The organism is Marinobacter sp. (genome assembly GCF_033722735.1).
GTDB lineage: Bacteria > Pseudomonadota > Gammaproteobacteria > Pseudomonadales > Oleiphilaceae > Marinobacter.
In genome coordinates this window covers 1-22,197 of record NZ_JAWVYN010000035.1, presented here as the reverse complement: position 1 = coordinate 22,197, position 22,197 = coordinate 1, and the positions used below count along the sequence as shown (strand labels likewise).

At 63.3% G+C, this 22,197-nt stretch carries 13 protein-coding genes, 1 pseudogene and 1 riboswitch; of the genes and pseudogenes, 3 read left to right on the top strand and 11 right to left on the bottom strand.

What is annotated here, in order from left to right; all coding sequences use genetic code 11:
- Window positions 1-181: 181 nt before the first annotated feature.
- Window positions 182-1,243 (bottom strand): ribonucleotide-diphosphate reductase subunit beta, encoded by a 1,062-nt coding sequence (locus R3175_RS17210; protein ID WP_318945575.1) that lies wholly within the window; start codon window positions 1,241-1,243, stop codon window positions 182-184.
- 227 nt (window positions 1,244-1,470) lie between these two features.
- Window positions 1,471-4,236 carry a ribonucleoside-diphosphate reductase subunit alpha gene (locus tag R3175_RS17205; RefSeq protein ID WP_318945574.1) on the bottom strand — a complete coding sequence of 922 codons (2,766 nt, stop codon included), beginning with the start codon at window positions 4,234-4,236 and terminating at the stop codon, window positions 1,471-1,473.
- A 196-nt stretch (window positions 4,237-4,432) separates the two neighbouring features.
- A riboswitch (cobalamin riboswitch) is annotated at window positions 4,433-4,639 on the bottom strand.
- A gap of 140 nt (window positions 4,640-4,779) precedes the next feature.
- Between R3175_RS17205 and R3175_RS17200 the strand changes: the two genes are divergently transcribed.
- Complete coding sequence (locus R3175_RS17200) at window positions 4,780-5,511, top strand: DUF3047 domain-containing protein (protein WP_318945573.1); 732 nt, start codon at window positions 4,780-4,782, stop codon at window positions 5,509-5,511.
- An 11-nt stretch (window positions 5,512-5,522) separates the two neighbouring features.
- On the opposite strand, the gene R3175_RS17195 is transcribed toward R3175_RS17200, so the two are convergent.
- The 3 genes from R3175_RS17195 to R3175_RS17185 form a co-directional block, all read right to left on the bottom strand.
- Window positions 5,523-6,302, bottom strand: a complete 780-nt coding sequence (locus R3175_RS17195) for a substrate-binding periplasmic protein (RefSeq protein WP_318945576.1) — start codon at window positions 6,300-6,302, stop codon at window positions 5,523-5,525.
- Window positions 6,303-6,513: 211 nt separating this feature from the next.
- On the bottom strand, window positions 6,514-7,365 hold the full coding sequence (locus R3175_RS17190) for a universal stress protein (RefSeq protein ID WP_318945572.1): 852 nt from the start codon (window positions 7,363-7,365) through the stop codon (window positions 6,514-6,516).
- 312 nt (window positions 7,366-7,677) lie between these two features.
- Entirely contained in the window at window positions 7,678-9,165 is a 1,488-nt protein-coding gene (locus R3175_RS17185; RefSeq protein WP_318945571.1) for a SulP family inorganic anion transporter, read from the bottom strand.
- A 291-nt stretch (window positions 9,166-9,456) separates the two neighbouring features.
- Between R3175_RS17185 and R3175_RS17180 the strand changes: the two genes are divergently transcribed.
- Together R3175_RS17180 and R3175_RS17175 are read left to right on the top strand one after the other, a co-directional pair.
- Complete coding sequence (locus tag R3175_RS17180) at window positions 9,457-13,209, top strand: response regulator (RefSeq protein ID WP_318945570.1); 3,753 nt, start codon at window positions 9,457-9,459, stop codon at window positions 13,207-13,209.
- 77 nt (window positions 13,210-13,286) lie between these two features.
- Window positions 13,287-15,479 carry an EAL domain-containing protein gene (locus R3175_RS17175; RefSeq protein WP_318945569.1) on the top strand — a complete coding sequence of 731 codons (2,193 nt, stop codon included), beginning with the start codon at window positions 13,287-13,289 and terminating at the stop codon, window positions 15,477-15,479.
- 9 nt (window positions 15,480-15,488) lie between these two features.
- On the opposite strand, the gene glmS is transcribed toward R3175_RS17175, so the two are convergent.
- The 6 genes and pseudogenes from glmS to R3175_RS17145 all read right to left on the bottom strand — a co-directional run.
- The gene (gene glmS / locus R3175_RS17170) at window positions 15,489-17,321 is read right to left on the bottom strand and encodes a glutamine--fructose-6-phosphate transaminase (isomerizing) (RefSeq protein WP_318945568.1); all 1,833 of its coding nucleotides are present in this window, start codon (window positions 17,319-17,321) and stop codon (window positions 15,489-15,491) included.
- Between the two features lie 54 nt (window positions 17,322-17,375).
- Complete coding sequence (gene glmU, locus R3175_RS17165) at window positions 17,376-18,743, bottom strand: bifunctional UDP-N-acetylglucosamine diphosphorylase/glucosamine-1-phosphate N-acetyltransferase GlmU (protein WP_318945567.1); 1,368 nt, start codon at window positions 18,741-18,743, stop codon at window positions 17,376-17,378.
- A gap of 148 nt (window positions 18,744-18,891) precedes the next feature.
- Window positions 18,892-19,314, bottom strand: coding sequence for a F0F1 ATP synthase subunit epsilon (locus R3175_RS17160; protein WP_318945566.1), 423 nt, complete (start codon window positions 19,312-19,314; stop codon window positions 18,892-18,894).
- A 37-nt stretch (window positions 19,315-19,351) separates the two neighbouring features.
- The gene (atpD, locus tag R3175_RS17155) at window positions 19,352-20,743 is read right to left on the bottom strand and encodes a F0F1 ATP synthase subunit beta (RefSeq protein ID WP_318945565.1); all 1,392 of its coding nucleotides are present in this window, start codon (window positions 20,741-20,743) and stop codon (window positions 19,352-19,354) included.
- Window positions 20,744-20,798: 55 nt separating this feature from the next.
- Window positions 20,799-21,659: a F0F1 ATP synthase subunit gamma gene (gene atpG / locus R3175_RS17150; protein WP_318945564.1), complete on the bottom strand. Its 861-nt coding sequence runs from the start codon at window positions 21,657-21,659 to the stop codon at window positions 20,799-20,801.
- A gap of 68 nt (window positions 21,660-21,727) precedes the next feature.
- Window positions 21,728-22,197: pseudogene (locus R3175_RS17145) on the bottom strand (F0F1 ATP synthase subunit alpha); the annotation flags it as partial.

The following is a 22,197-nucleotide window of genomic DNA, read 5'->3' as shown; positions in this document are numbered from 1 at the left end:
GGATAGAAAAACCGAGCAAGGCTCGTTCGCAGTTATACGCCCTCCCCCCAAGACCGTCCTGGGCCAAGAAGGGCGTATAACTCCACTCGTGAGTTTCACTACCCTCAAATCTATCAGAGAGTTACGGAGTTTGCCCGCCGGGTTGCCGGGGTTTTGCGAATGCGTTCGTATAACTCCGCGCTCACCACTCCAGCTGCGCCCCGGTCTGGTACTCGATCACCCGGGTCTCGAAGAAGTTCTTCTCCTTGCGCATGGTGGCCTGCTCGTCCAGCCAGGGCGAGACATTCCTGGCGCCGGGGAACGGTTCTTCCAGGCCCACGGTGCGGGCGCGGCGGTTGGCGACGAAGCGGAACTGTTCGCTGTGGTACTCGGCGGAGTAGCCCAGGATCGGGTCGCGCAGGATGTAGTCGGCGTAGGCGCTTTCGGCGGCCTCGGACTCGTCCCACATCTCGCGTACGGCTTTCGGATCCAGGGTGATGTTTTCCTCTTCCAGGATCTGGTTCACCACCTTTAGCCCGAAAGAGAAGTGCATGGCCTCGTCCCGCAGGATGTACTGCAGCTGCTCGCCGGTGCCGCGCATCAGGCCGCGGCGCTGCAGCGCGAAGATGGGGCTGAAGCCGTTGTAGAACCAGCAGCCTTCGAACACCGCGGCGAAGAACAGGTAGGACATGATGAATTCCTGCAGGTCGTCCGGATTGCGCAGGTTCATGTCGGAGCGCATGGCGGCGTCGAGGCGGCGGTTGGCCACCTGGATCTTCTGGTTGATCTGTGGCACCACCCGGTAACGGTTATAGATCTCGCTCTGGTCGAGGTTGAGGGTCTCGATGCAATGCTGGTAGGTCCAGGTGTGCAGGGCCTCTTCATAGACCTGGCGGGCCTGGTAGATCTGCAGTTCCGGGGCGCTCATCTTCTCCATCACTGCCAGGCCGATGTTGCGCATGGCGAGGATGTCGGAGGTGGTGAGGTAGGCCAGCACGTTCTCGTAGACGTGCTTCTCCGGCGCGCTCAGGCGGTGGTGGTAGTCGTGGACGTCCTGGGCCATGTTGATGTCCAGCGGGGTCCAGTGGTTCTTGTTGGCGTTCATGAAGTACTCCCAGGCCCAGGGGTACTTGAACGGCGCCAGCTGGTTGATGTCGGTATCGCCGTTGATCACGCGCTTGTCGTCGACGTTGACCGGGCGCGGGCCGTCGGGGTTGCTGGCCTGTGGTTGTTGGGGGGTGGAGTCGTCGTCCCAATCGAGCATGGTTCTGTCCTCGGCTCGGTGAAAGGTTTTTGCCACGAAATCCACGAAAACGCACGAAAGAAAAGAGAGCCGCGAATTAAGTATCCGGGGACAGAATTGAATTCTATCCCCCTGCGAAGACCTTTTTTCGTGTGTTGTCGTGGATTTCGTGACCAATAATCAGTGCGTAATGATGCGGTTCGTCAAGCCTCACCGCATCCTGCGTCCGGCTGCAGGTTAGTCAGTGGTTACTGACATGCCTCGCAGTCCGGATCGTCGATGGCGCACACCTGCGGGGCCGGGGCCGCCTGCACCGGGGCGGATTTCTCGGCGCCGGTGGCACCCAGCGAGCGCAGGTAGTAGGTGGTCTTCAGGCCGCGCTCCCAGGCCAGCTGGTACAGGGCGTCGAGCTTCTTGCCGGAGGGTTCGGCCATGTACAGGTTGAGGCTCTGGGCCTGGTCCAGCCATTTCTGGCGGCGGGCGGCGGCCTCCACCAGCCAGCGGGCGTCCATCTCGAAGGCGGTGGCGTAACGGGCCTTGATCTCCGCCGGGATGCGTTCAATCTGCTGCACCGAGCCGTCGAAGTACTTGAGGTCGTTGACCATCACGTTGTCCCACAGGCCCTCGGCCTTGAGGTCGGCGACCAGGGACGGATTCACCACGGTGAACTCACCGGACAGGTTCGATTTCACGAACAGGTTCTGGTACGCCGGCTCGATGGACTGGGACACGCCGACGATGTTGGAAATGGTGGCGGTGGGGGCGATGGCCATCACGTTGGAGTTGCGCATGCCGTGCCTGGCCACCAGTTCCCGTACCGGCGTCCAGTCCAGTGCCGCCTCGGTGTTGACGCTGAGGTCACCGTCCTGGCGGGCATCCGCCAGCAGCCTGATGGAGTCGATGGGTAGGATGCCCCGCTCCCACAGCGAGCCCTCATAGGTCGGGTAGGCGCCGCGTTCGGCGGCCAGCTCGGCGGAGGCGCGGATGGCGAAGTAACTGATCTGCTCCATTGCCAGGTCGGCAAAGGCCACTGCCTCCGGGCTGGAGTAGGCCAGCTTGAGCTGGTACAGGGCGTCCTGGAAGCCCATCAGGCCCAGGCCCACCGGACGGTGGCGCAGGTTGGACTCGCGCGCCTGGGGCACCGCGTAGAAGTTGATGTCGATGACGTTGTCGAGCATCCGCACCGCGGTGTTGACGGTGCGCTCCAGCCGTTGCACGTCCAGTTCGCCGTCCTTGATGTGGGCCGCCAGGTTGACCGAGCCCAGGTTGCAGACGGCGATTTCCTCGGCGCTGGTGTTGAGGGTGATCTCGGTGCACAGGTTGGAGGAATGCACCACGCCCTGGTGCTGCTGGGGCGAGCGCAGGTTGCAGGGGTCCTTGAAGGTGATCCAGGGGTGGCCGGTCTCGAACAGCACGGTGAGCATCTTGCGCCACAGCTGCTTGGCGGAGACCTTCTTGTGCAGCGGCAGTTCGCCGCGCTCGGCCATGGCCTCGTATTGCTCGTAGCGGGCACGGAAGGCGTTGCCGTAGAGGTCGTGCAGGTCCGGCACGTCGCTGGGGCTGAACAGGGTCCAGTGCTGGTCGGCGCGCATGCGCTCGATCAGCAGGTCCGGCACCCAGTTGGCGGTGTTCATGTCGTGGGTACGGCGGCGCTCGTCACCGGTGTTCTTGCGCAGCTCGAGGAACTCCTCGATGTCCAGGTGCCAGCTCTCCAGGTAGGCACACACCGCGCCCTTGCGCTTGCCGCCCTGGTTCACCGCCACCGCGGTGTCGTTGACCACCTTGAGGAACGGCACCACGCCCTGGCTCTGGCCGTTGGTGCCCTTGATGTGGGAGCCCAGCGCCCGCACCGGGGTCCAGTCGTTGCCCAGGCCGCCGGCCCACTTGGACAGCAGGGCGTTGTCCTTGATGGCGCCGTAGATGCCTTCCAGGTCGTCGCTCACGGTGGTCAGGTAGCAGGACGACAGCTGGCTGTGCCGGGTGCCGCTGTTGAACAGGGTGGGGGTGGAGGCCATGTAGTCGAAGGACGACAGCAGGTCGTAGAACTCGATGGCGCGGGCGTTGGGATCGTCTTCCCGCAGCGCCAGGCCCATGGCCACGCGCATGAAGAACACCTGGGGCAATTCCAGGCGCTGCCCCTGCCAATGCAGGAAGTAACGGTCGTACAGGGTCTGCAGGCCGAGGAAGCCGAACTGGTAGTCCCGCTCCGGCTTCAGGGCCGCCCCCAGGCGCTCCAGGTCGAAGCCCACCAGGGCGTCGTCCAGCAGTTCATAGCGGATGCCGGCGTGGATAAAGGCGGTCAGGGCCTGTGGATAAAGACGCTTCAGGGATTCCTGCAGGGGCAGCGCCAGGGCCCCGGCGGCTTCGATGCGCAGCTGCTCCAGCAGCAGCCGGGCGGTGACCTGGCTGTAATCCGGCTCCTGTTCGATGCGGCCACGGGCGGTCATCACCAGGGCAGCCAGCACATCCGCTTCGGGGATGCCGTCGTACAGGCCTTTGAGCGCTTCCTCCACCACCGAGGCGGCGTCGACGCCGTCCAGCCCCTCGCAGGCCTGCTCCACCTGGTATTTCATCAGGCCCAGATCCAGCGGCGCCACCTGGCCGTTGGCCTGTTTCACCGTCAGGCTGGGGTGGGCCTCCACCGGGGCCTCGCGGCTGGCCCGCTCCTGGGCGTGGGCCTCCCGGTAGAGCACGTAGGCGCGGGCGACCTTCTGTTCTTCCGCGCGCATCAGCGCCAGTTCGACGTGATCCTGGATGTCCTCGATGTGCACCTTGCCACCGGCCTTCAGGCGGCGGCTGATGGCCTGCACCACCTGCTCGGTGACCCGCGCCACGCTGTCGTGGATGCGGGCGGAGCCGGCGGCCTGGTCCCCTTCCACGGCGAGGAAGGCCTTGGTGACGGCGACGCTGATCTTGGCGGCGTCAAAGTGAACCAGGGTACCGTTGCGTTTGATGACCTGCAGCGAATCGGTGCTGGGCTGGGCGTCAGCCGGGGTAGCTGTGGCGGTGGACATGGGGTGTCTCCTGAATACGCGTTTTCCATCATGGCCTTCGCGTAGACAGGGGTGCGAGATAGGGACAGCCCCCGTGCCGGGGACAGCCTGTCCCCGGCGGGCGTAGAGAAGGGAGACAGATGAAACCTGTGCCCCAACACCTTGCTGAATCCTGTCCTGCTCACCTGTAACGCGAAGGTGCAGTTATTGGGCGACGTAAATGCGCCTCATCCCTGGCAGGTCTTCGGACTCAGGGGCTCGGTTCATCACATGAACCACCTCGCGGGGCGACTTCCCAACCGGGTCCGGTCAGTGTCTGGTGCAGCGCACCGTGCCTCGCTCGTTCCCCAATACCGCTGCGCGTCAGTTCCGGAGTCTCACCGGATTCCCGCTACCGTGGGTGGCCAGGGTGGCCCGCCCGGTCAATCGTTGAGCGTTTTGGCCATCCCTTGATCACTACATCTGGTATTGAACCAAGGATGAGAGCACTATATACACGAAATCCGGATTCAACAAGGCACTTTTTACCTGACCGTCGGTCTGTACCGCCATCAAGGAGGTGTTATGCACATTCGCCCTGCCCTGTCGGCCCTGCTGCTGACCACGTTTCTGGGCCTGCCCGCCCTGGCCGACGACCAGGCCCTGCCGCAACCCCGCCCCTTCTCCGCCATGACCGGCCTGGACGACGGCTGGGAGCCGCTGGAATTTCCCGGCATCGACCGCCACAGCCAGTACCGGCTGGTGACGGTGGATGGCCAGCAGGTGATGAGGGCGCGTACCGAGGCCGGGGCCTCCGGCCTGATCGCCCGGATGACGGTGGCCCCCGGGGACGGGTTGCTGCTGCAGTGGCGCTGGAAGGTGTCGAACACCTATCGTGACGGCGATGCCCGGCGCAAGGACGGCGATGACTACCCCGCCCGCCTCTACGTGGCCTTCGAGTTTCAGGAGGACAAGGCGGGGCTGTTTGAGCGGCTCAAGCGGGGCACGGTGAAGGCGCTGTTCGGCGAGGAACTGCCGGGCAATGCCCTCAACTACATCTGGGCCAACCGGCTGCCCCCCGGCGCCATCGTGCCCAACCCCTACACCGACCGCACCATGATGGTGGCGGTCACCAGTGGCGAGGACCAGGTGGGCGAGTGGGTAACCGTGGAGCGGGACATCGTGGCGGATTACCGGGCAGCTTTCGGCGAGGCGCCGCCGGCCGTCGTGGGCATTGGCATCATGTCCGATGCCGACAACACCGGCGAAGCCGCTACCGCCTGGTATGGGGATATCCGGCTGCGTCGGCCAGAGTAGACGCGGTACCCTTACTGAGGGACCTGGGCGTCCTGGATCGACGGGAAGCCCGGTAGCAGGTAGTCGGCGTCCCTGGCGATGGGAGCCGGCACTTCGCCACGGGCCGCCAGCCGCCGGTAGGCGTCATCGAATGCCTGCCGCAGGCGCTCGCTGTCGGGGTTCTGGCGGGAGAACAGCCAGGAGGTGTAGCGGATCCGCACTTCCTGCTCCTGAACGCCGGTGATGTTGTATGCCTTCATCACTTCCCGCACCGGGTACTGGTAATCCAGCAGGTAGTGGCCCCGGTTCCGCTGGAGCATGTACAGGGCGGCCAGGTGGTTGGGGGCGTAGGTCAGGCGGATGGATTCCTGCTGCTCCAGCTGTTCCCGCAGGCCGCCGTAGGTGTAGCCGGCGATCAGGATCAGGACGCGGTCGTGGAAGGATTCGAACCGGGTGACCGGCGGCATGCCGTCGAGCGACCACACCGAGAGGCGAACCGGCAGCGGGCTGACGTCGCTCTCCAGCACATGGCCCTGCAACTCGGGAATCTGGGTGAGGCCGGGCCAGAGGTCGATGGCCCCGTTCTTGAGGTAGAAATAGGTGCGGCTGATGGGCAGGTAGACGAATTCCAGGTCGTAACCCGCCTCCTTGGCCACCTGGCGGGTCAACGCCACGAACACCCCGGCGGCGCGGTCGTTGTCGTCGGCGTATTCCAGCGGCGGAAACTCGGCGTAACCCACGGTCAGGGTCGGACGCCCGGATTGCGCCGATTCGTCCGTACTTGCCCAGGCCGGCACCAGCCATGAAACCATCAATACCACGGCGGCCAATGTCCACGGCCACCTGCGGCGGCCATGCCGCCGGACTCTAACCCGCTGTCGGATGATCAACCCGCTCTCCACCCGTGATTGCTGTCATCGGAACACCCAGAGCCTATCAGACTGGCGCACAATTACCTCCAACTGGCTCTAACTTCCGCGCCTCCCGGGCGTGCGGCCGTCTCGTTACGCCCCCGGCGGGCGTCTAACGCAGGATCAACAGGGGGCTCTTGCTGGTCTTCAGCATGTTGGTGGTGGTGCTGCCCACCAGGAACTGGCGAATGCGGGAGTGGCCGTAGGCCCCCATCACCACCAGGTCGATGTTGTGTTCCTGCTGGTACCCGTGCAGGGCCGCTTCCACGTCGCCCGCGCGGATCGCCAGCTCCACCTTGGCACCCAGGGGCGCCAGCGCCTGCTCGGCCTGGCGCAGCTGCTCCCAGCGGTCGGCGGTGTCGGCGCCCACCATCACCAGGTGCAGTTCGAAGTCCCGGAAGATCGGGCTGGAGGCGAGCAGGTCCAGGCCCTTGAAGGTGGTGGGGCTGCCGTCGAACGCCAGCATCGCGCTGCGCGGCGCCTGGAAGTCGTCGGGCACCAGCAGGATGGGCCGATGGACGCTGCGGATCACCGTTTCCAGCTGACTGCCGACGTGGATATCCCGGTCGCTGCTGCTCTCGCCGTGCAGGCCCATCACCAGCAGGCGGGTGGTGTCCTCGATGGCCAGCAGCGAGTCGGTCAGGTCGCCGTGGCGCTGGCGCTGGTGCACGTCGGTCACCCCCGACTCCCGCGCCCGCGCGGTGGCCGCCTCCAGCATGTGGCGGCCCTGCTCCAGGGCCAGCTTGCTGCGGCGCTGGTCCAGCTCCGCCAGCTCTTCCATCAGGTGCTCACGGCTGCCCAGGCCAATGCTGCCGGCCAGGTCGCTCTCCGCCGGGTAGCGCTCCTGGTCCAGCACGTGGAACAGGGTCAGTGGCGCCTCCAGCCGCTGACTCGCCCAGGCCGCGTAGTCGCACACCGCCTTCGCCGCCCGAGAGCCGTCGATACACCCAACCACTTGCTTCATGACATCCTCGCTCGCCTGATTTTAGCTTATTGTTCAGGAGCCTCTGATTAACTCCTGGATCGCCTCTGGCATTCAGAGCCATTCACAGTCAAGGCGCGGCTTTGCAGGAATGCCGGGACCTTTCAAAAAGCCGCAACGCGGAGTGTGGATGGCTCTGAACGCCCCGAAGGGCGCGCTCTGAAGGCTGCATCCACGGTGTTGCGGCCCTTGCCAAGGGCTACGGCCATTGGCTGCGAACCGCGCCTTGCGGCTACAGCCTTCAGAGCGCGCAGAGACGATTCAGGAGTTAATCAGAGGCTCCCTTGGATTGGATCAGTGTCCCATCAGTTGGTCAACCGCTTCCGGCTTGTCGTGCACCGCAAAGCGGTCGACGATGGTGGCGCTGGCTTCGTTGAGGCCCACCACCTCGACGTCGGCACCCTCCCGCCGGAACTTGATCACCACCTTGTCCAGGGCCCCCACCGCGGTGATGTCCCAGAAGTGGGCGCGGTGCAGGTCGATCACCACCCGGTCCACCCCTTCCTTGAAGTCGAAGGAGGCGATGAACTTCTCCGAGGAACTGAAGAACACCTGACCCACCACAGTATAGGTGCGGGTATTGCTGCTTTCCTCGAGCTCGGAGCGGATCAGCATGAAATGGCCCACCTTGTTGGCGAAGAACAGCGCCGCCAGCAGCACCCCGGCAAACACCCCGAACGCCAGGTTGTGGGTGGCCACCACCACGATGACCGTCACCACCATCACCACGTTGGTGGACAGCGGGTGGTTGCGCAGGTTGCGGAACGAATCCCAGCTGAAGGTACCGATGGACACCATGATCATCACCGCCACCAGCGCCGCCATGGGAATCTGCACCAGCAGCTCGTCCAGCACCAGCACCATGATCAGCAGCACGATGCCGGCGGTGAGGGTGGACAGCCGCACCCGGCCACCGGACTTCACGTTGATGATGGACTGGCCGATCATCGCGCAACCGGCCATGCCGCCCAGCAGGCCGGCGCCGATGTTGGCAATGCCCTGGCCACGGCACTCGCGGTTGCGGTCGCTGGTGGTGTCGGTGAGGTCGTCCACGATGGTGGCGGTCATCAACGATTCCAGCAGCCCCACCACCGCCAGGGAGGCGGAGTACGGCAGGATGATCCACAGGGTTTCCAGGTTCAGCGGCACGTCCGGCCACAGGAACACCGGCAGCTCGGTAGGCAGCTCGCCCAGGTCGCCGACGGTGCGGATGTCCAGGTTGAACAGCACCGCCACCAGGGTCAGCACAATGATGCACACCAGCGGCGAGGGCAGCACCTTGCCCACGGTGGGAATCAGCGGGAACAGGTAGATGATGGCCAGGCCCGCGGCCGTCATGGCGTAGACGTGCCAGGTGACGTCGGTCAGTTCCGGCAGCTGGGCCATGAAGATGAGGATGGCCAGGGCATTGACGAAACCGGTCACCACCGAGCGCGACACAAACCGCATCAGCTCGCCCAGGCGCAGGTAGCCGGCGATGATCTGCAGCACCCCGGTCAGCACCGTGGCCGCCAACAGGTACTGCAGGCCGTGTTCCTTCACCAGGGTCACCATCAGCAGCGCCATGGCGGCAGTGGCGGCGGAAATCATCCCCGGACGACCGCCCACAAAGGCGATCACCACGGCGATACAGAAGGAGGCGTACAGCCCCACCTTGGGGTCCACGCCGGCGATGGTGGAGAAGGCGATGGCCTCGGGAATCAGAGCCAGGGCCACGACAATGCCTGAGAGCAGGTCGCCGCGGACATTGGACAACCACTCGTTCTTGACGGTTTTGAGCATTACAGAATCCGGGATATTGGGGGAAACAACGAACTCAGCCGGCCACTGGCGGTCGCTGGTCACACATGAACCCGGGCCGGCGTCGCGAGGGGCGGGATTTTAACCTATCTGGGTGACACTAAACAGGCCAGCCGAGGGGGCTGGGTAAAAACGTCAAATTGTGATTACACGGCCTCCTGCACCGCACTTTCGATTTGCAAATTGGCCATTACGAGCCATTCTTGTTTAGTGGGCTGCGGGATGCCCCTGCCCGAGCTTTGGGGCTGCCAGATAAGCATGGAGTGCGCCGATTTGATCTCTCGTTCCGGACTAGACCGTAATGCCTGGCAACAGCTGTTGATGCTGAGTCTTCCGCTGGCCTGCCTGCTCGTGGTGCTGGCCTGCGGCAGCTATTACCAGGCCCGCCAGCATTCGACCCTGATGACCGAATCCGTGGCCAACGGGGAACTGACCGAGCTGCGCAGCCTGCTGGGCGATGCCCTGTCTATTCCGGTTCGCGACCTGGTGGGGATTGCCCGCGCCCCGCTGACGCAGTCCGCCATCACCGCCGAGTCGGCCGAACTGAAAGCGGAGCGCTTCACCCAGGCCCTGTTTCCGCTGATCTACCAGAACCCGAACTATTTCCAGGTGCGTTGGATCAAGGCGAGCGGCCTGGAGGGCGCACGCATCGACATTGACACCGCCGGTGGCGACATCCGGCCAGTTCAGCCCGGCAACCTGCAGGACAAGAGCCAGCGTTCCTATCACCGGGCAGCGATGGCCCTGACCCCGTATCAGGTGTACGTCTCTCCCCCCAACCTGAACCGGGAACGAGGCCAGATCGAACGACCGCTTCGCCCCACCCTTCACGTGGCGCTGCGGTTGCCGCCCCACCAAGGCACGGATAACGGCTACCTGATCGTCAACGTCGCGCTGAACCCGATCCTGCAACGGTTAACCGCGTTTGGCCAACACGACCAGTTCGAGGTGCGCGTGGCCGCCAGCAATGGCGACTGGCTACTGCACCCGGATGCCAGCCTGGCCTGGGCCAGCGACCTGAACCATGGTCACACCGTTGCCCGCAGCAACCCGGACCTGTGGCAGGCACTGCAGTCTGACCCGGCCACCCCAGTCACCCTGGCCTCCGGGCGCTGGTTCGTCAGCCGGGTCACCGCCCGACCGCCCGAGGGCAGCACTTCGGAGCTGGCTCAGGCACCAAGCCTGGTGGTGCTGTTACACCAGACCCCGGCGACCATCGCGGCTCAACGCTGGCAAGCCCTGCTTCAGGCGTTGGTGGTGTTTGCGGTGCTGCTGGTGGTGTTTACGGTGCTGATCGGCCTGTTCTTCCGGCGGCTCCGGCATACCACCCTCCTGCAGCGGGATCTGCAGCAACAGGCCGACACCCTGAGCGAACGCAACCAGTTCATCACCACCCTGACCAACGCCCTGCCCGGCCTGGTAGCCTACTGGGATACTACTGAAAGGTGCCAATACGCCAACGGCACCCACCGCAAGTGGCTGAACCTGGATCCCGACGCCATGCCCGGGATGACCCTGCATTCGGTGTTGGGCACGGAAAACTACCAGATCTGCCAGCCCCACATCGATGCGGTGTTGCGGGGCGAGAAGCAGTCCTTCGAGCAGGTCCTCGGCACCAGCCAGGGCACCCGCACCGTGCTGGTGAACTACCTGCCAATCTTCAACCCCTTTGGCCTGACCAAGGGCTTTATCTCGCTGACCACCGACATCACCGAGGCAGTGCAGACCCGGGAGGCGCTCAGCGTACTGAATCAGGCCCTGCAGGAGCGCTCCGAGGCCGCTGAGAACGCCACCCGCATCAAGAGCGCCTTCCTGGCCAATATGAGCCATGAGATCCGCACACCGATGAATGCCATCATGGGCCTGCTCACCATCCTGTCGGAATCCGGCCTCAACAAGCGCCAGCAGGACTACGTGGAGAAGATCAACGCCGCCAGCAATAACCTGTTGCAGGTGCTCAATGACGTCCTCGACCTGTCACGGCTGGAATCGGGCAAGCTGACCAAGGTGGAGGAACCGTTCCTGATTGAGGATACGGTGCGCAAGTCCGTCCAGCTGTTCGAGCTGGCTTTTGCCAAGAAACAGCTGGACCTGCTGGTGTGGATCGATCCCGACCTCCCCAAAACGGTGCTGGGCGACGATCACCGCCTCGGCCAGGTGCTCAATAACCTGTTGGGCAACGCCCTGAAGTTCACCGATGAGGGTTCGGTGACGGTGTCGGTCACCCTGGAACGGCGCAGCGACAAGGTGGCGGTGATCCGGTTCTCGGTGAAGGACACCGGCATTGGCATTGCCGAAGACAAGCAGTCCTACCTGTTCGATGCCTTCGACCAGGCGGACAACTCCACCACCCGCAAGTACGGCGGCTCCGGCCTGGGACTGGCGATCTGCAAGAGCCTGGTGAAGATGATGGGCGGCGACATCGCGTTATCCAGCCAGGAAGGCGAAGGCAGCGAATTCTACTTCTCGCTGCCGTTCGAGATTACCGAGGCGGAGCCGGCCTGGAGCAAGAAGAACCTGGGTCTGCGGCGGGTGCTGCTGGTGGAGGACAACAGCACCTCGGCGGAGCTGATGAAATCCTACCTGGCCGCCTGGAAGGTGCACTGCGACGTGGCCACCACCGCCGAGGACGGCCTGGTGCGTTACCTCAGTTCGCTGGATTCGGGCAATGTTTACGACGCCATCCTGGTCGACTGGGTGCTGCCGGGCAAGGACGGCGTTTGGCTCTACCAGCGTATCCGCAATCACCGAAACGGTGACCAGCGGCAGCCCGAGCCCATCCTGGTGATGGTGACCGCCTACCAGAAGGAAGAGCTGATCAGCCGGCTCACCGGTAAGGGGGGTGATGGGGCCGAGGGTAAGTTGCCGTCGGTGCTGACCAAACCGGTCACGCCCTCCACGCTCTACAATGCCCTCAACCAACAAGGCCACCTCGATTCGGGCCGCCATGGCACCGCCAATGGCATCGTGATACCCGATCTGTCCACCCTGAAGTCGCTGATTGCCGGCAGCCGGTTGCTGCTGGTGGAGGACAACGAGCTCAACCAGGAGGTGGCGCTGTCGCTGCTGGCCAAGCTGGGCCTGTCGGCGGATACCGCCAGCAACGGTCGCGAAGCGCTGACGCTGGTCGATCGGGAAACCTACGACCTGGTGCTGATGGATCTGCACATGCCGGATATGGACGGTTACGAAGCCACCCTCGAGATGCGCAAACGCTACAGTGCCGAGGAACTGCCGGTGATTGCCATGTCGGCGGCGGTGTTTGAGGAAGACATCAAACGGGCCCGGGCCGCCGGCATGAACGACCACGTGGCCAAACCCATCGACTTCCACGTGCTGGCAACCACCCTTTGCCGATGGCTTCACCCCCAGGCCGATGCCCAGGTCACACCGGTGCTCCAGGATTCAGGCCTGGAGCCGGGGTCCCTCAACCTGCCCGGTGACCTGCAGTTCAGCGAACAGGAGATCCTGACCCGCTTCCAGGGCGACCACGAACTGGTGCTGCGGTTGTTGCGGAGCTTTGTCTGCCAGTACCAGGACGGCGTGCCGGAGCCGACAGGGGAGCAACCGGACGGGGACCGCAGCGAGCGGTTAAACGAGCTTGCCCGCTTCCTCCATACCCTGAAGGGCTCGGCCGCCACCCTGGGCCTGCACCGCCTGTCGCAGTTGGCCCAGGAAGCGGAGCAACAGTGCAAGGCGGGTGTCCAGGACACCGATCAGTTGGCCGCCGAACTGGCCACCGTACTCAGCGACATCCGTGCCTGGCTGGAACACCAGGAGACGCCGGTCGAGCCCACCGTGGCCGTGACTGGCAATGTCTCTGACCACTTACTCAAGGAGCTGGACGAACTCCAGTCACTGATCGCCCGGTCCCGCCTACCCAACGACGAGCAACTGGAGTTTTTGAAACAGCATACCGGGCATCCAGCGCTGGGAGATCGGATCCAGACCCTGCTGCAGGAACTGGAAGAGTTCCGCTATCAGTCCGCGTTGGTCACTTTGGCGGACATCGAACGACACCTTTGAAGGAATAGACCTGAAACCTTGTCATTTCAGGCTATACTAGCAACTGGTACATTCGTACAACTTTGAGGCGATTCGCCATGGACGGATCCACACCGCTCGAAAAACCGTTACTGCTACTGGTGGACGACGAGCCCAACAACCTGCGGATACTGGCCGAAGCCCTGCGCTACGACTATGAAATTGCCATCGCCACCAGCGGCGCGGCGGCGCTGCAGTTTGTGGAAAAAGACACCCTGCCGGACCTGATCCTGCTGGACGTGATGATGCCCAGCATCGATGGCTACGAGGTCTGTCGTACCCTCAAGCAGCACCCGGTCTGGCGGCGCATCCCGGTCATCTTCGTCAGCGCCGCCACCGACAGCGAGTCCGAGGCCGAGGGCTTCCGGATCGGTGCCGTGGATTATATCCACAAGCCGTTCAACCGGTCGGTGGTACTCGCCCGCATCCGCTCCCACCTGTCAGTCCACGGCATGATGGATCGGCTGATGAACACCGCCTCCCGGTTGGACGCCTCCATCGAACACGAGACCCGCGGCGAATACGACACCACCACCGCCGCCGCGGAGCAATTCGATGCCCAGGCCCTGCTGCTGGACGCGGTATTCAGCCACGCCATGGAAGGCATCATGGTGACCGATGTCCACGGCATAGTGCGAGCGGTCAACCCGGCCTTCTCCCGCATCACCGGCTACGAGGCCGACGACGTCGTCGGCCGGCCCCAGGACAGCCTCAGTGGTGACCTCAAGCGCTCCGAGTTCACTGCGGAGGTCTGGGACCGGGTCCGCAAGATGGGGCAATGGCGCGGCGAGCTGATCAACCGGCGCAAGAGTGGCGAAACCTATCCGGAATTGCGCACCATCAACTCGGTGACTGGCCCGGATGGGGGCGTCTCCCACTACATCTCGGTGTTCAGTGACATTTCCACCACCAAGAAAAACCAGAGCACCATCGATTTCCTGACCTGGTACGACGCCCTCACCTCGCTGCCCAACCGTCTGCTGTTCCTCGACCGGCTCGATATGGCGGTGCGGTTGTGCAAATCCAATGACCACGCCTCGGCGGTGCTGGTGCTCGACATCGACCGCTTCAAGGAGATCAACGATTCTCTGGGTCTGGAGGTGGGAGACCAGGTCCTGGTGGCCTTCAGCGAACGGCTGGAAACGCTTACCGGTCCCAGCGATACCGTCTCACGTATCGACGGTGACGAATTTGCCGTGCTGTTAGCCCCGTCCGTCGCCAAGAAGACCCACATGGCCAACCTCGCCCTGGATACCGCCACCCGGCTGCACGAAGCGCTGGCCCAGCCACTGACCGTGGGCGACCACGAGTTCAAGCTCAGTCTCAGTATTGGTCTGACGGTACTGCCCGGTCTCAGTCGGGAAACCGCCCAGGACGTGCTGCGCAACGCCGAAACCGCCCACCACAAAGCCAAGCAGGATGCCTCCAGCGCGGTGGTGTTCTTCAGCGAGCGTATGGGGGTGGATGCCATGGAGCAGTTCCAGCTGACCCAGGCCCTGCGCCAGGCGGTGGACAACGGCGAGCTGCGGCTCTACCTGCAGTCCCAGTGCAGCACCGGGGGCGACCTGATCGGCGCCGAGGCCCTGTTACGCTGGGAACATCCCCAGCACGGCCTGGTATCGCCGGCCACCTTCATTCCGCTGGCGGAATCCATCGGGCTGATCTACCAGCTCGACCGCTGGGTGCTGGACCAGGTGCTGACCATGGTGAAGGCCTGCCAGGACAAACTGGGGCACGTGCGCTTCGCCATCAACATCAGCGCCGACCACTTTGCCCGCGACGATTTCATCAGTCACCTGGTCACCTGCCTCAAACAGCACCGGCTCAGCGGTCATCACATCACCCTGGAGCTGACCGAGAGCGTGATGATCCAGGAGCTGCGCCAGGTGGTCAGCAAGATGCGGGCGCTGCACGGGCTGGGCATCGAAGTGTCCATCGACGACTTCGGCACCGGCTATTCCAGCCTCAGCTACCTGCGGCACCTGCCCATCCAGGAGCTGAAGATCGACCGCTCCTTCACCAGGGACATCGACGGCGACCACAGCGGCCGCGCCATTGTCTCGATGATCCACAGCATGGCCGTGGAGCTGGGCCTGCGCACCGTGGTGGAAGGCGTCGAGACCGAGGCCCAGTGGCAATACCTGAAACGCTATCCGGAGGCCGTCGTGCAGGGCTACTACCTCAACCGGCCGGAGCCGGCGGAGATCTGGCTGGCGCGGAACTTTTCGCTGGAGGCGCAGTATACCGCGTGATCGATAGCCTTATTCCACCGTCACGCTTTTTGCCAGGTTCCGCGGCTGGTCGACGTCGGTGCCCTTGAGCACCGCCACGTGATAGGACAGCAACTGCAGCGGCAGGGTGTAGACGATCGGCGCGGTGATCGGGTGCACCTCGGGGATCTGCATCACGTGGATGCCGTCCTGCTCGGCAAGTTCGGCGCCGCCATCGGCGAACACGAACAGCTCACCACCCCGGGCCCGCACCTCCTCCAGGTTGGACTTCAGCTTCTCCAGCAACTCGTTGTTGGGGGCCACGGTGACCACCGGCATTTCGCTGTCCACCAGCGCCAGCGGGCCGTGCTTGAGCTCGCCGGCCGGGTAGGCTTCGGCGTGGATGTAGGAAATCTCCTTGAGCTTGAGCGCGCCTTCCAGGGCCACCGGGAACATGGCGCCCCGACCCAGGAACAGGCTGTGGTGCTTGTCCATGAACGCCTTGCTCAGCTCGGCGATGCGGCCGTCCAGGGCGAGGGCATCCTCCACCTGGCCCGGTAGCTTGTGCAGGGCGGCGACGATGTCCGCCTCCTCGGATTCGCCCAGGCCGTTCTTGCGCGCCAATGCCAGGGTGAACAGCAGCAGCGCCACCAGCTGGGTGGTGAACGCCTTGGTGGAGGCCACCCCGATCTCCGGGCCGGCCTGGGTCATGATCACCAGATCGGATTCCCGCACCAGCGAACTGCCCGGTACGTTGCAGATAGCCAGGGCGGCGCGGAAGCCGGCCTGCTTGGCCTGGCGCAGGGCGGCCAGGGTGTCGGCGGTCTCCCCCGACTGGGAGATGCACAGGAACAGGGTGTCTGGCTGGATCACGTGCTTGCGGTAGCGGAACTCGGAGGCCACTTCCACCGAGCAGGCCACCCCGGCCAGTTCCTCAATCCAGTAGCGGGCCACCATGCCGGCGTGGTAACTGGTGCCACAGGCGATGATCTGCACATGGCGGACATTCTCCAGCAGCTGTCCGGCGTCGGTGCCCAGGGCCTGCTCGAGCACCCGGTCGTTGGTGATCCGGCCTTCCATGGTGGCCTTGATCACCCGCGGCTGTTCGTGGATTTCCTTGAGCATGTAGTGGCGGTACTCGCCCTTGTCGGCGGAATCGATACCGTGCTCAAATCGGGTGGTGGCACGCTCCACCTGGGCACCCTGGCGGTCCCAGATAGTCACGCCATCCCGGCGGATATCGGCCAGGTCGCCTTCCTCCAGGAACATGAAGCGGTCGGTGACCGGCAGCAGTGCCAACTGGTCGGAGGCGATGAAGTTCTCGCCGATGCCGACGCCAATCACCAGCGGGCTGCCCTCCCGGCACACCACCAGGTGATCCGGCTCATCGGCATGGAGCACGGCCAGGGCATAGGCGCCCCGGAGCTTGGCGATGGCACCCCGGACCGCCGCCAGCAGGCTGCCGGCGACGCGGTATTCCCGCTCGATGAGGTGGGCCACCACCTCGGTGTCGGTCTGGGACGTAAATTCGTAGCCCTCGGCCATCAGTTCCGTGCGCAGTTCCTGGTAGTTCTCGATGATGCCGTTGTGAACCAGGGCCAGCCGGTCGCCGGACATGTGCGGGTGGGCGTTCACCTGGGACGGTTCACCGTGGGTGGCCCAGCGGGTATGGGCGATGCCCAACGGCCCGCGACAGGGGTGCTGGTCGATGTATTCTCCCAGCGCCGCGACCTTACCGACCTCGCGGGCACGGTTGATACTGCCGTCGTCCTGCCGCACCGCCATCCCGGCGGAGTCGTACCCGCGGTATTCCAGCCGCCGCAGTCCCTCCAGCAGGATGCCCTGAACCTCCCGTTCCGATACCGCGCCTACAATTCCACACATGTGTCTGTTACCTGTCTGCTGTTGCTTGCTGTGTCACCCGGCCCCGTGGGGCATTCAGGCTTTTTTCTCGGGCCGTTGCCAGTTCTGTACGTTGCGCTGCCGCCCGCGGGCCACCGCCAGTTCCCCGGCCTCGATCGGACGGGTGATGGTGGACCCCGCGCCGATGGTGGCTCCGGCCGCCACTGTAACAGGGGCCACCAGGGAGGTGTTGGACCCTACGAAAACTTCATCCCCGATCACTGTCTGGTGCTTGTTGACGCCGTCGTAGTTACAGGTGATCGTGCCCGCACCGACGTTCACGTCGCGGCCCAGCGTCGCATCGCCGACGTAGCTGAGGTGGTTGATCTTGCTCCCTTCGCCCACCTCGGCCTTCTTGGTCTCGACGAAGTTACCGACCTTGGTGCGACTGGCCAGCCGGGTCCCCGGCCGCAACCGGGCGAAGGGGCCGATCTGGGCACCGGCCCCCACTTCGGCGCCATCAATCACTGAGTGTGCCTCTATCACGGTCCCCTCGGCAATAATGGCGTTACGGATCACGCAGCCGGGCCCGATACTGACCCGATCGCCCAGGGTGACCTTGCCTTCGAACACCACGTTGACGTCGATCAGGATGTCGTTGCCGATGGTCAGGTCACCGCGCACGTCCACCCGGGCCGGGTCGGCCAGGGTCGCCCCCTCGGTCATCAGGCGGTCGGCTTCCCGGCGCTGGTACCAGCGCTCCAATTCGGCCAGCTGGAGGCGGTTGTTGACCCCTTGCACCTCGAACTCGTTGTCCGGCTGGGCCACGTTCACCGCCACGCCGTCCATCACTGCCATGGCGATGATGTCGGTGAGGTAGTACTCACCCTGGGCGTTGTGGTTGGACAGGCGCGGCAGCCAGTCCTTCAACAGCTTCGCCGGCACCGCCAGGATGCCGGTGTTGACCTCGGTGATGCGGTGCTGGTGCTCGGAGGCGTCCTTCTGCTCGACGATCGCCAGTACCTTGTCGGACTCGTCCCGGATGATCCGGCCGTAGCCATGGGGGTCGTCCAGGGTGACGGTGAGCAGCGCGAGTGAGCGGTCACCGACCTCGGATACCAGGCGGTTCAGGGTTCTCGCACTGGTCAGTGGCACGTCGCCGTAGAGGATCAGGACGTTGGCGTCGTCGGGCAGGTTGGGCAGGGCCTGCGCCACCGCATGGCCGGTGCCCAGCTGCTGTTCCTGCAGGGCCCACTGGATGTCGTCTGCCGGCGTGGTGTCCCTTACCTGATCGGCGCCATGGCCGATGACCCCGTGAATGCCCGCCGCCCCCAAGGTCCGCGCGGTGTCGATGACGTGATGCAGCATCGGCTTGCCCGCCACCCGGTGGAGGACTTTGGGGAGTGAGGATTTCATCCGAGAGCCCTGGCCCGCGGCCAGGATGATGACGTGAAGTGGGGTCATGATCGAACGGGTCTCCTTGTCTACCACCTACGGGCGTTGTCGGGAAATAAAAAAAGCCGCAGCCCCGCCGACGGTAAACAGGTTGTGGTCTGTTTCCGCCGTCCAGGATGCGGCTTTGGTGATCAGCGTTCCCTGACCGAAAGACGAATTACTTCATCTTGCGGCGCAGCTGCTGAATGGTGCGAAGCTGGGCAACAGCTTCCGCCAGTTCTGCAGCGGCACGGGAATACTCGAACTCACCGGTCTTGCTGGCAAGTGCTTTCTCGGCTTCGCGCTGGGCTTCAATTGCCGCGGCTTCGTCCACATCCTTCGCACGAACCGCGGTATCAGCCAGCAGCGTGACGAGGTTCGGCTGAACCTCAAGATAGCCGCCGGAGACGTACAGGATCTCTTCCTCACCGCCTTGCTTGATCACCCGGACCGGGCCGGGCTTGAGCTCGGTCAACAGCGGGGTGTGGCCCGGGGCAATACCCAGGTCACCCTCTGTACCGGCTGCGATCAGCATTTCGATCAGTCCGGAGTAGATCTTCTCTTCGGCACTCACCACGTCACAATGCACGGTCATACCCATGTCAGTTGCCTCTTTGGTCGATCAGGAAATGGATGCCTTACTTGCCTTTGGCCTTCATTTCCTTCGCTTTCTCGACCGCTTCCTCGATGGATCCTACCATATAGAAAGCCTGTTCCGGCATGTCGTCGTAGTCGCCGTTGAGGATGCCCTTGAAGCTGCTGATGGTTTCCTTCAGCGGCACGTACTTACCAGGGGCGCCGGTGAAGACTTCAGCCACGTGGAACGGCTGGGACAGGAAACGCTCGATCTTACGGGCACGGGCAACCGTCAGCTTGTCTTCTTCAGACAGCTCGTCCATACCCAGGATCGCGATGATGTCCTTCAGTTCCTTGTAGCGCTGCAGGTTGGTCTGCACGCCACGGGCAACTTCGTAATGCTCGTGACCGATGATCAGCGGATCCAGCTGACGGGAGGTGGAGTCCAGCGGATCGATCGCCGGGTAGATACCCTTGGACGCGATGTCACGGCTCAGTACCACGGTCGCATCCAGGTGCGAGAAGGTGGTGGCCGGAGACGGGTCGGTCAAGTCATCCGCCGGTACGTAGACCGCCTGGATGGAGGTGATGGAGCCGGTCTTGGTGGAGGTGATACGCTCCTGCAGCTCACCCATCTCCTGGGCCAGGGTCGGCTGGTAACCTACCGCGGACGGCATACGGCCCAGCAGTGCGGATACCTCGGTACCGGCCAGGGTGTAACGGTAGATGTTGTCGACGAACAACAGCACGTCACGGCCTTCGTCCCGGAACTTCTCGGCCATGGTGAGACCGGTCAGGGCCACACGCAGACGGTTTCCGGGGGGCTCGTTCATCTGGCCGTAAACCATGGCCACCTTATCGAGAACGTTGGACTCCTTCATTTCATAGTAGAAGTCGTTCCCTTCCCGGGTCCGCTCACCAACACCGGCGAATACGGAGAGACCGGAGTGCTCTTTCGCGATGTTGTTGATCAGTTCCATCATGTTTACGGTCTTACCAACACCGGCACCACCGAACAGACCAACCTTACCACCCTTGGCGAACGGGCAGATCAGGTCGATCACCTTGATGCCGGTTTCCAGCAGGTCGGCAGAAGCTGACTGGTCAGCGTAGCCCGGGGCCTTACGGTGAATCGCCCAGCGCTCTTCCTCACCGATGTCGCCCTGTTCGTCGATGGGACGACCCAGAACGTCCATGATACGGCCCAGGGTCTGGGTGCCGACCGGTACGGAGATCGGTGCGTTGGTGTTGGTTGCGTTCAGGCCCCGCTTGAGGCCTTCGGTGCTGCCCATCGCGATGGTACGTCCAATTCCGTCGCCCAGCTGCTGCTGAACTTCCAGAGTTGTCTCACCACCTTCAAGCAGCAGTGCGTCGTAAACGCCAGGAACGGAGTCACGTGGAAATTCCACGTCGATAACCGCGCCTATGATCTGAACGATGTGTCCGCTACTCATGCTCGGTTCCTCGTTATCTTGATAGTCAATAAAACCAGTAGGATTGTGGGCAGGATCAGACCGAAGCCGCGCCGCTCACAATCTCCGAAATTTCTTGCGTGATGGCTGCCTGACGGGCTTTGTTGTAAGCCAGCTGAAGCTCGTCAATGATGTTGCCCGCATTGTCTGTTGCACTCTTCATGGCAATCATCCGCGCAGCCTGCTCGCAGGCCAGATTCTCTACCACTCCCTGATATACCTGGGATTCGATATAGCGTGGCAGCAACCCATCGAGGATGGGCCGTGAATCAGGCTCGTAGATGTAATCCCACTGGTGACCGACTTCCTCGTCCAAGCCTTCCGGCAACGGCAGAAGCTGCTCTGCTTTCGGCTGCTGGGTCATGGTGTTTACAAACTCGTTGTAAATCACATACAGGCGATCGATCTTGCCTTCCTCGAACGAATCGAGCATGACTTTCACGTTACCGATGAGCTTCTCTGCACTGGGGTTGTCACCCAGGTGAGTCAGGGCCGCGACCACGTTCCCGCCATAACTGCGGAAAAAGGACGCGCCTTTTTGCCCAATGGCGCAGAGATCGGTCTCTACACCTTTTTCCTTCCACTGCTTCATTTCACGCACAAGCAGTTTGAAGGCGTTGCCGTTCAGACCACCGCACAGTCCCCGATCCGAGGAAACCACGATGTAACCGACACGCTTCACCTCGCGCTCGCGCATGAACGGATGCACGTAATCTTTGTTGGACTTCGCAATGTGTCCGATTACCTGCCGCATCTTCTCCGCATAAGGGCGAGTAGCCTTCATGCGTTCTTGAGCCTTGCGCATTTTGCTCGCAGCCACCATTTCCATGGCGCTGGTGATCTTCTGCGTGCTCTTGATGCTTCCGATCTGGTTGCGTATTTCTTTTCCGACGGCCATAAGTCACTGCCTTTTCAAGTTAGACACTCATGTGGACCTGAAGGCCCGCCGCAGCGGGCCCGCGGGCGTTACCAGCTTTGAGTGGTCTTGAATTTCTCCAGAGCAGCTTTCAGGCCGGCGGCGACGTCGTCGTTGTACTTGCCTTCGTCGCCAATCATGTCGAGAACGTCTTTCTGTTCAGAGCGCATCCAGTCCAGAAGCTGCGCTTCGAACTCGACCACTTTGTTGACCTCGACATCGTCCAGGAAGCCTTCGTTGGCTGCGAACAGTACGGTACCCATGTCCGCAACGGTCATCGGGCTGTACTGGTTCTGCTTCATCAGCTCGGTTACGCGCTGACCGTGCTCCAGCTGCTTCCGAGTGGCCTCGTCCAGATCCGATGCAAACTGGGCAAATGCCGCCAGTTCCCGGTACTGAGCCAGGGCCAGACGGATGTTACCGCCGAGCTTCTTCATGATCTTGGTCTGTGCTGAACCACCAACCCGCGATACCGAGATACCCGCGTTCATCGCCGGACGGATACCGGAGTTGAACAGGT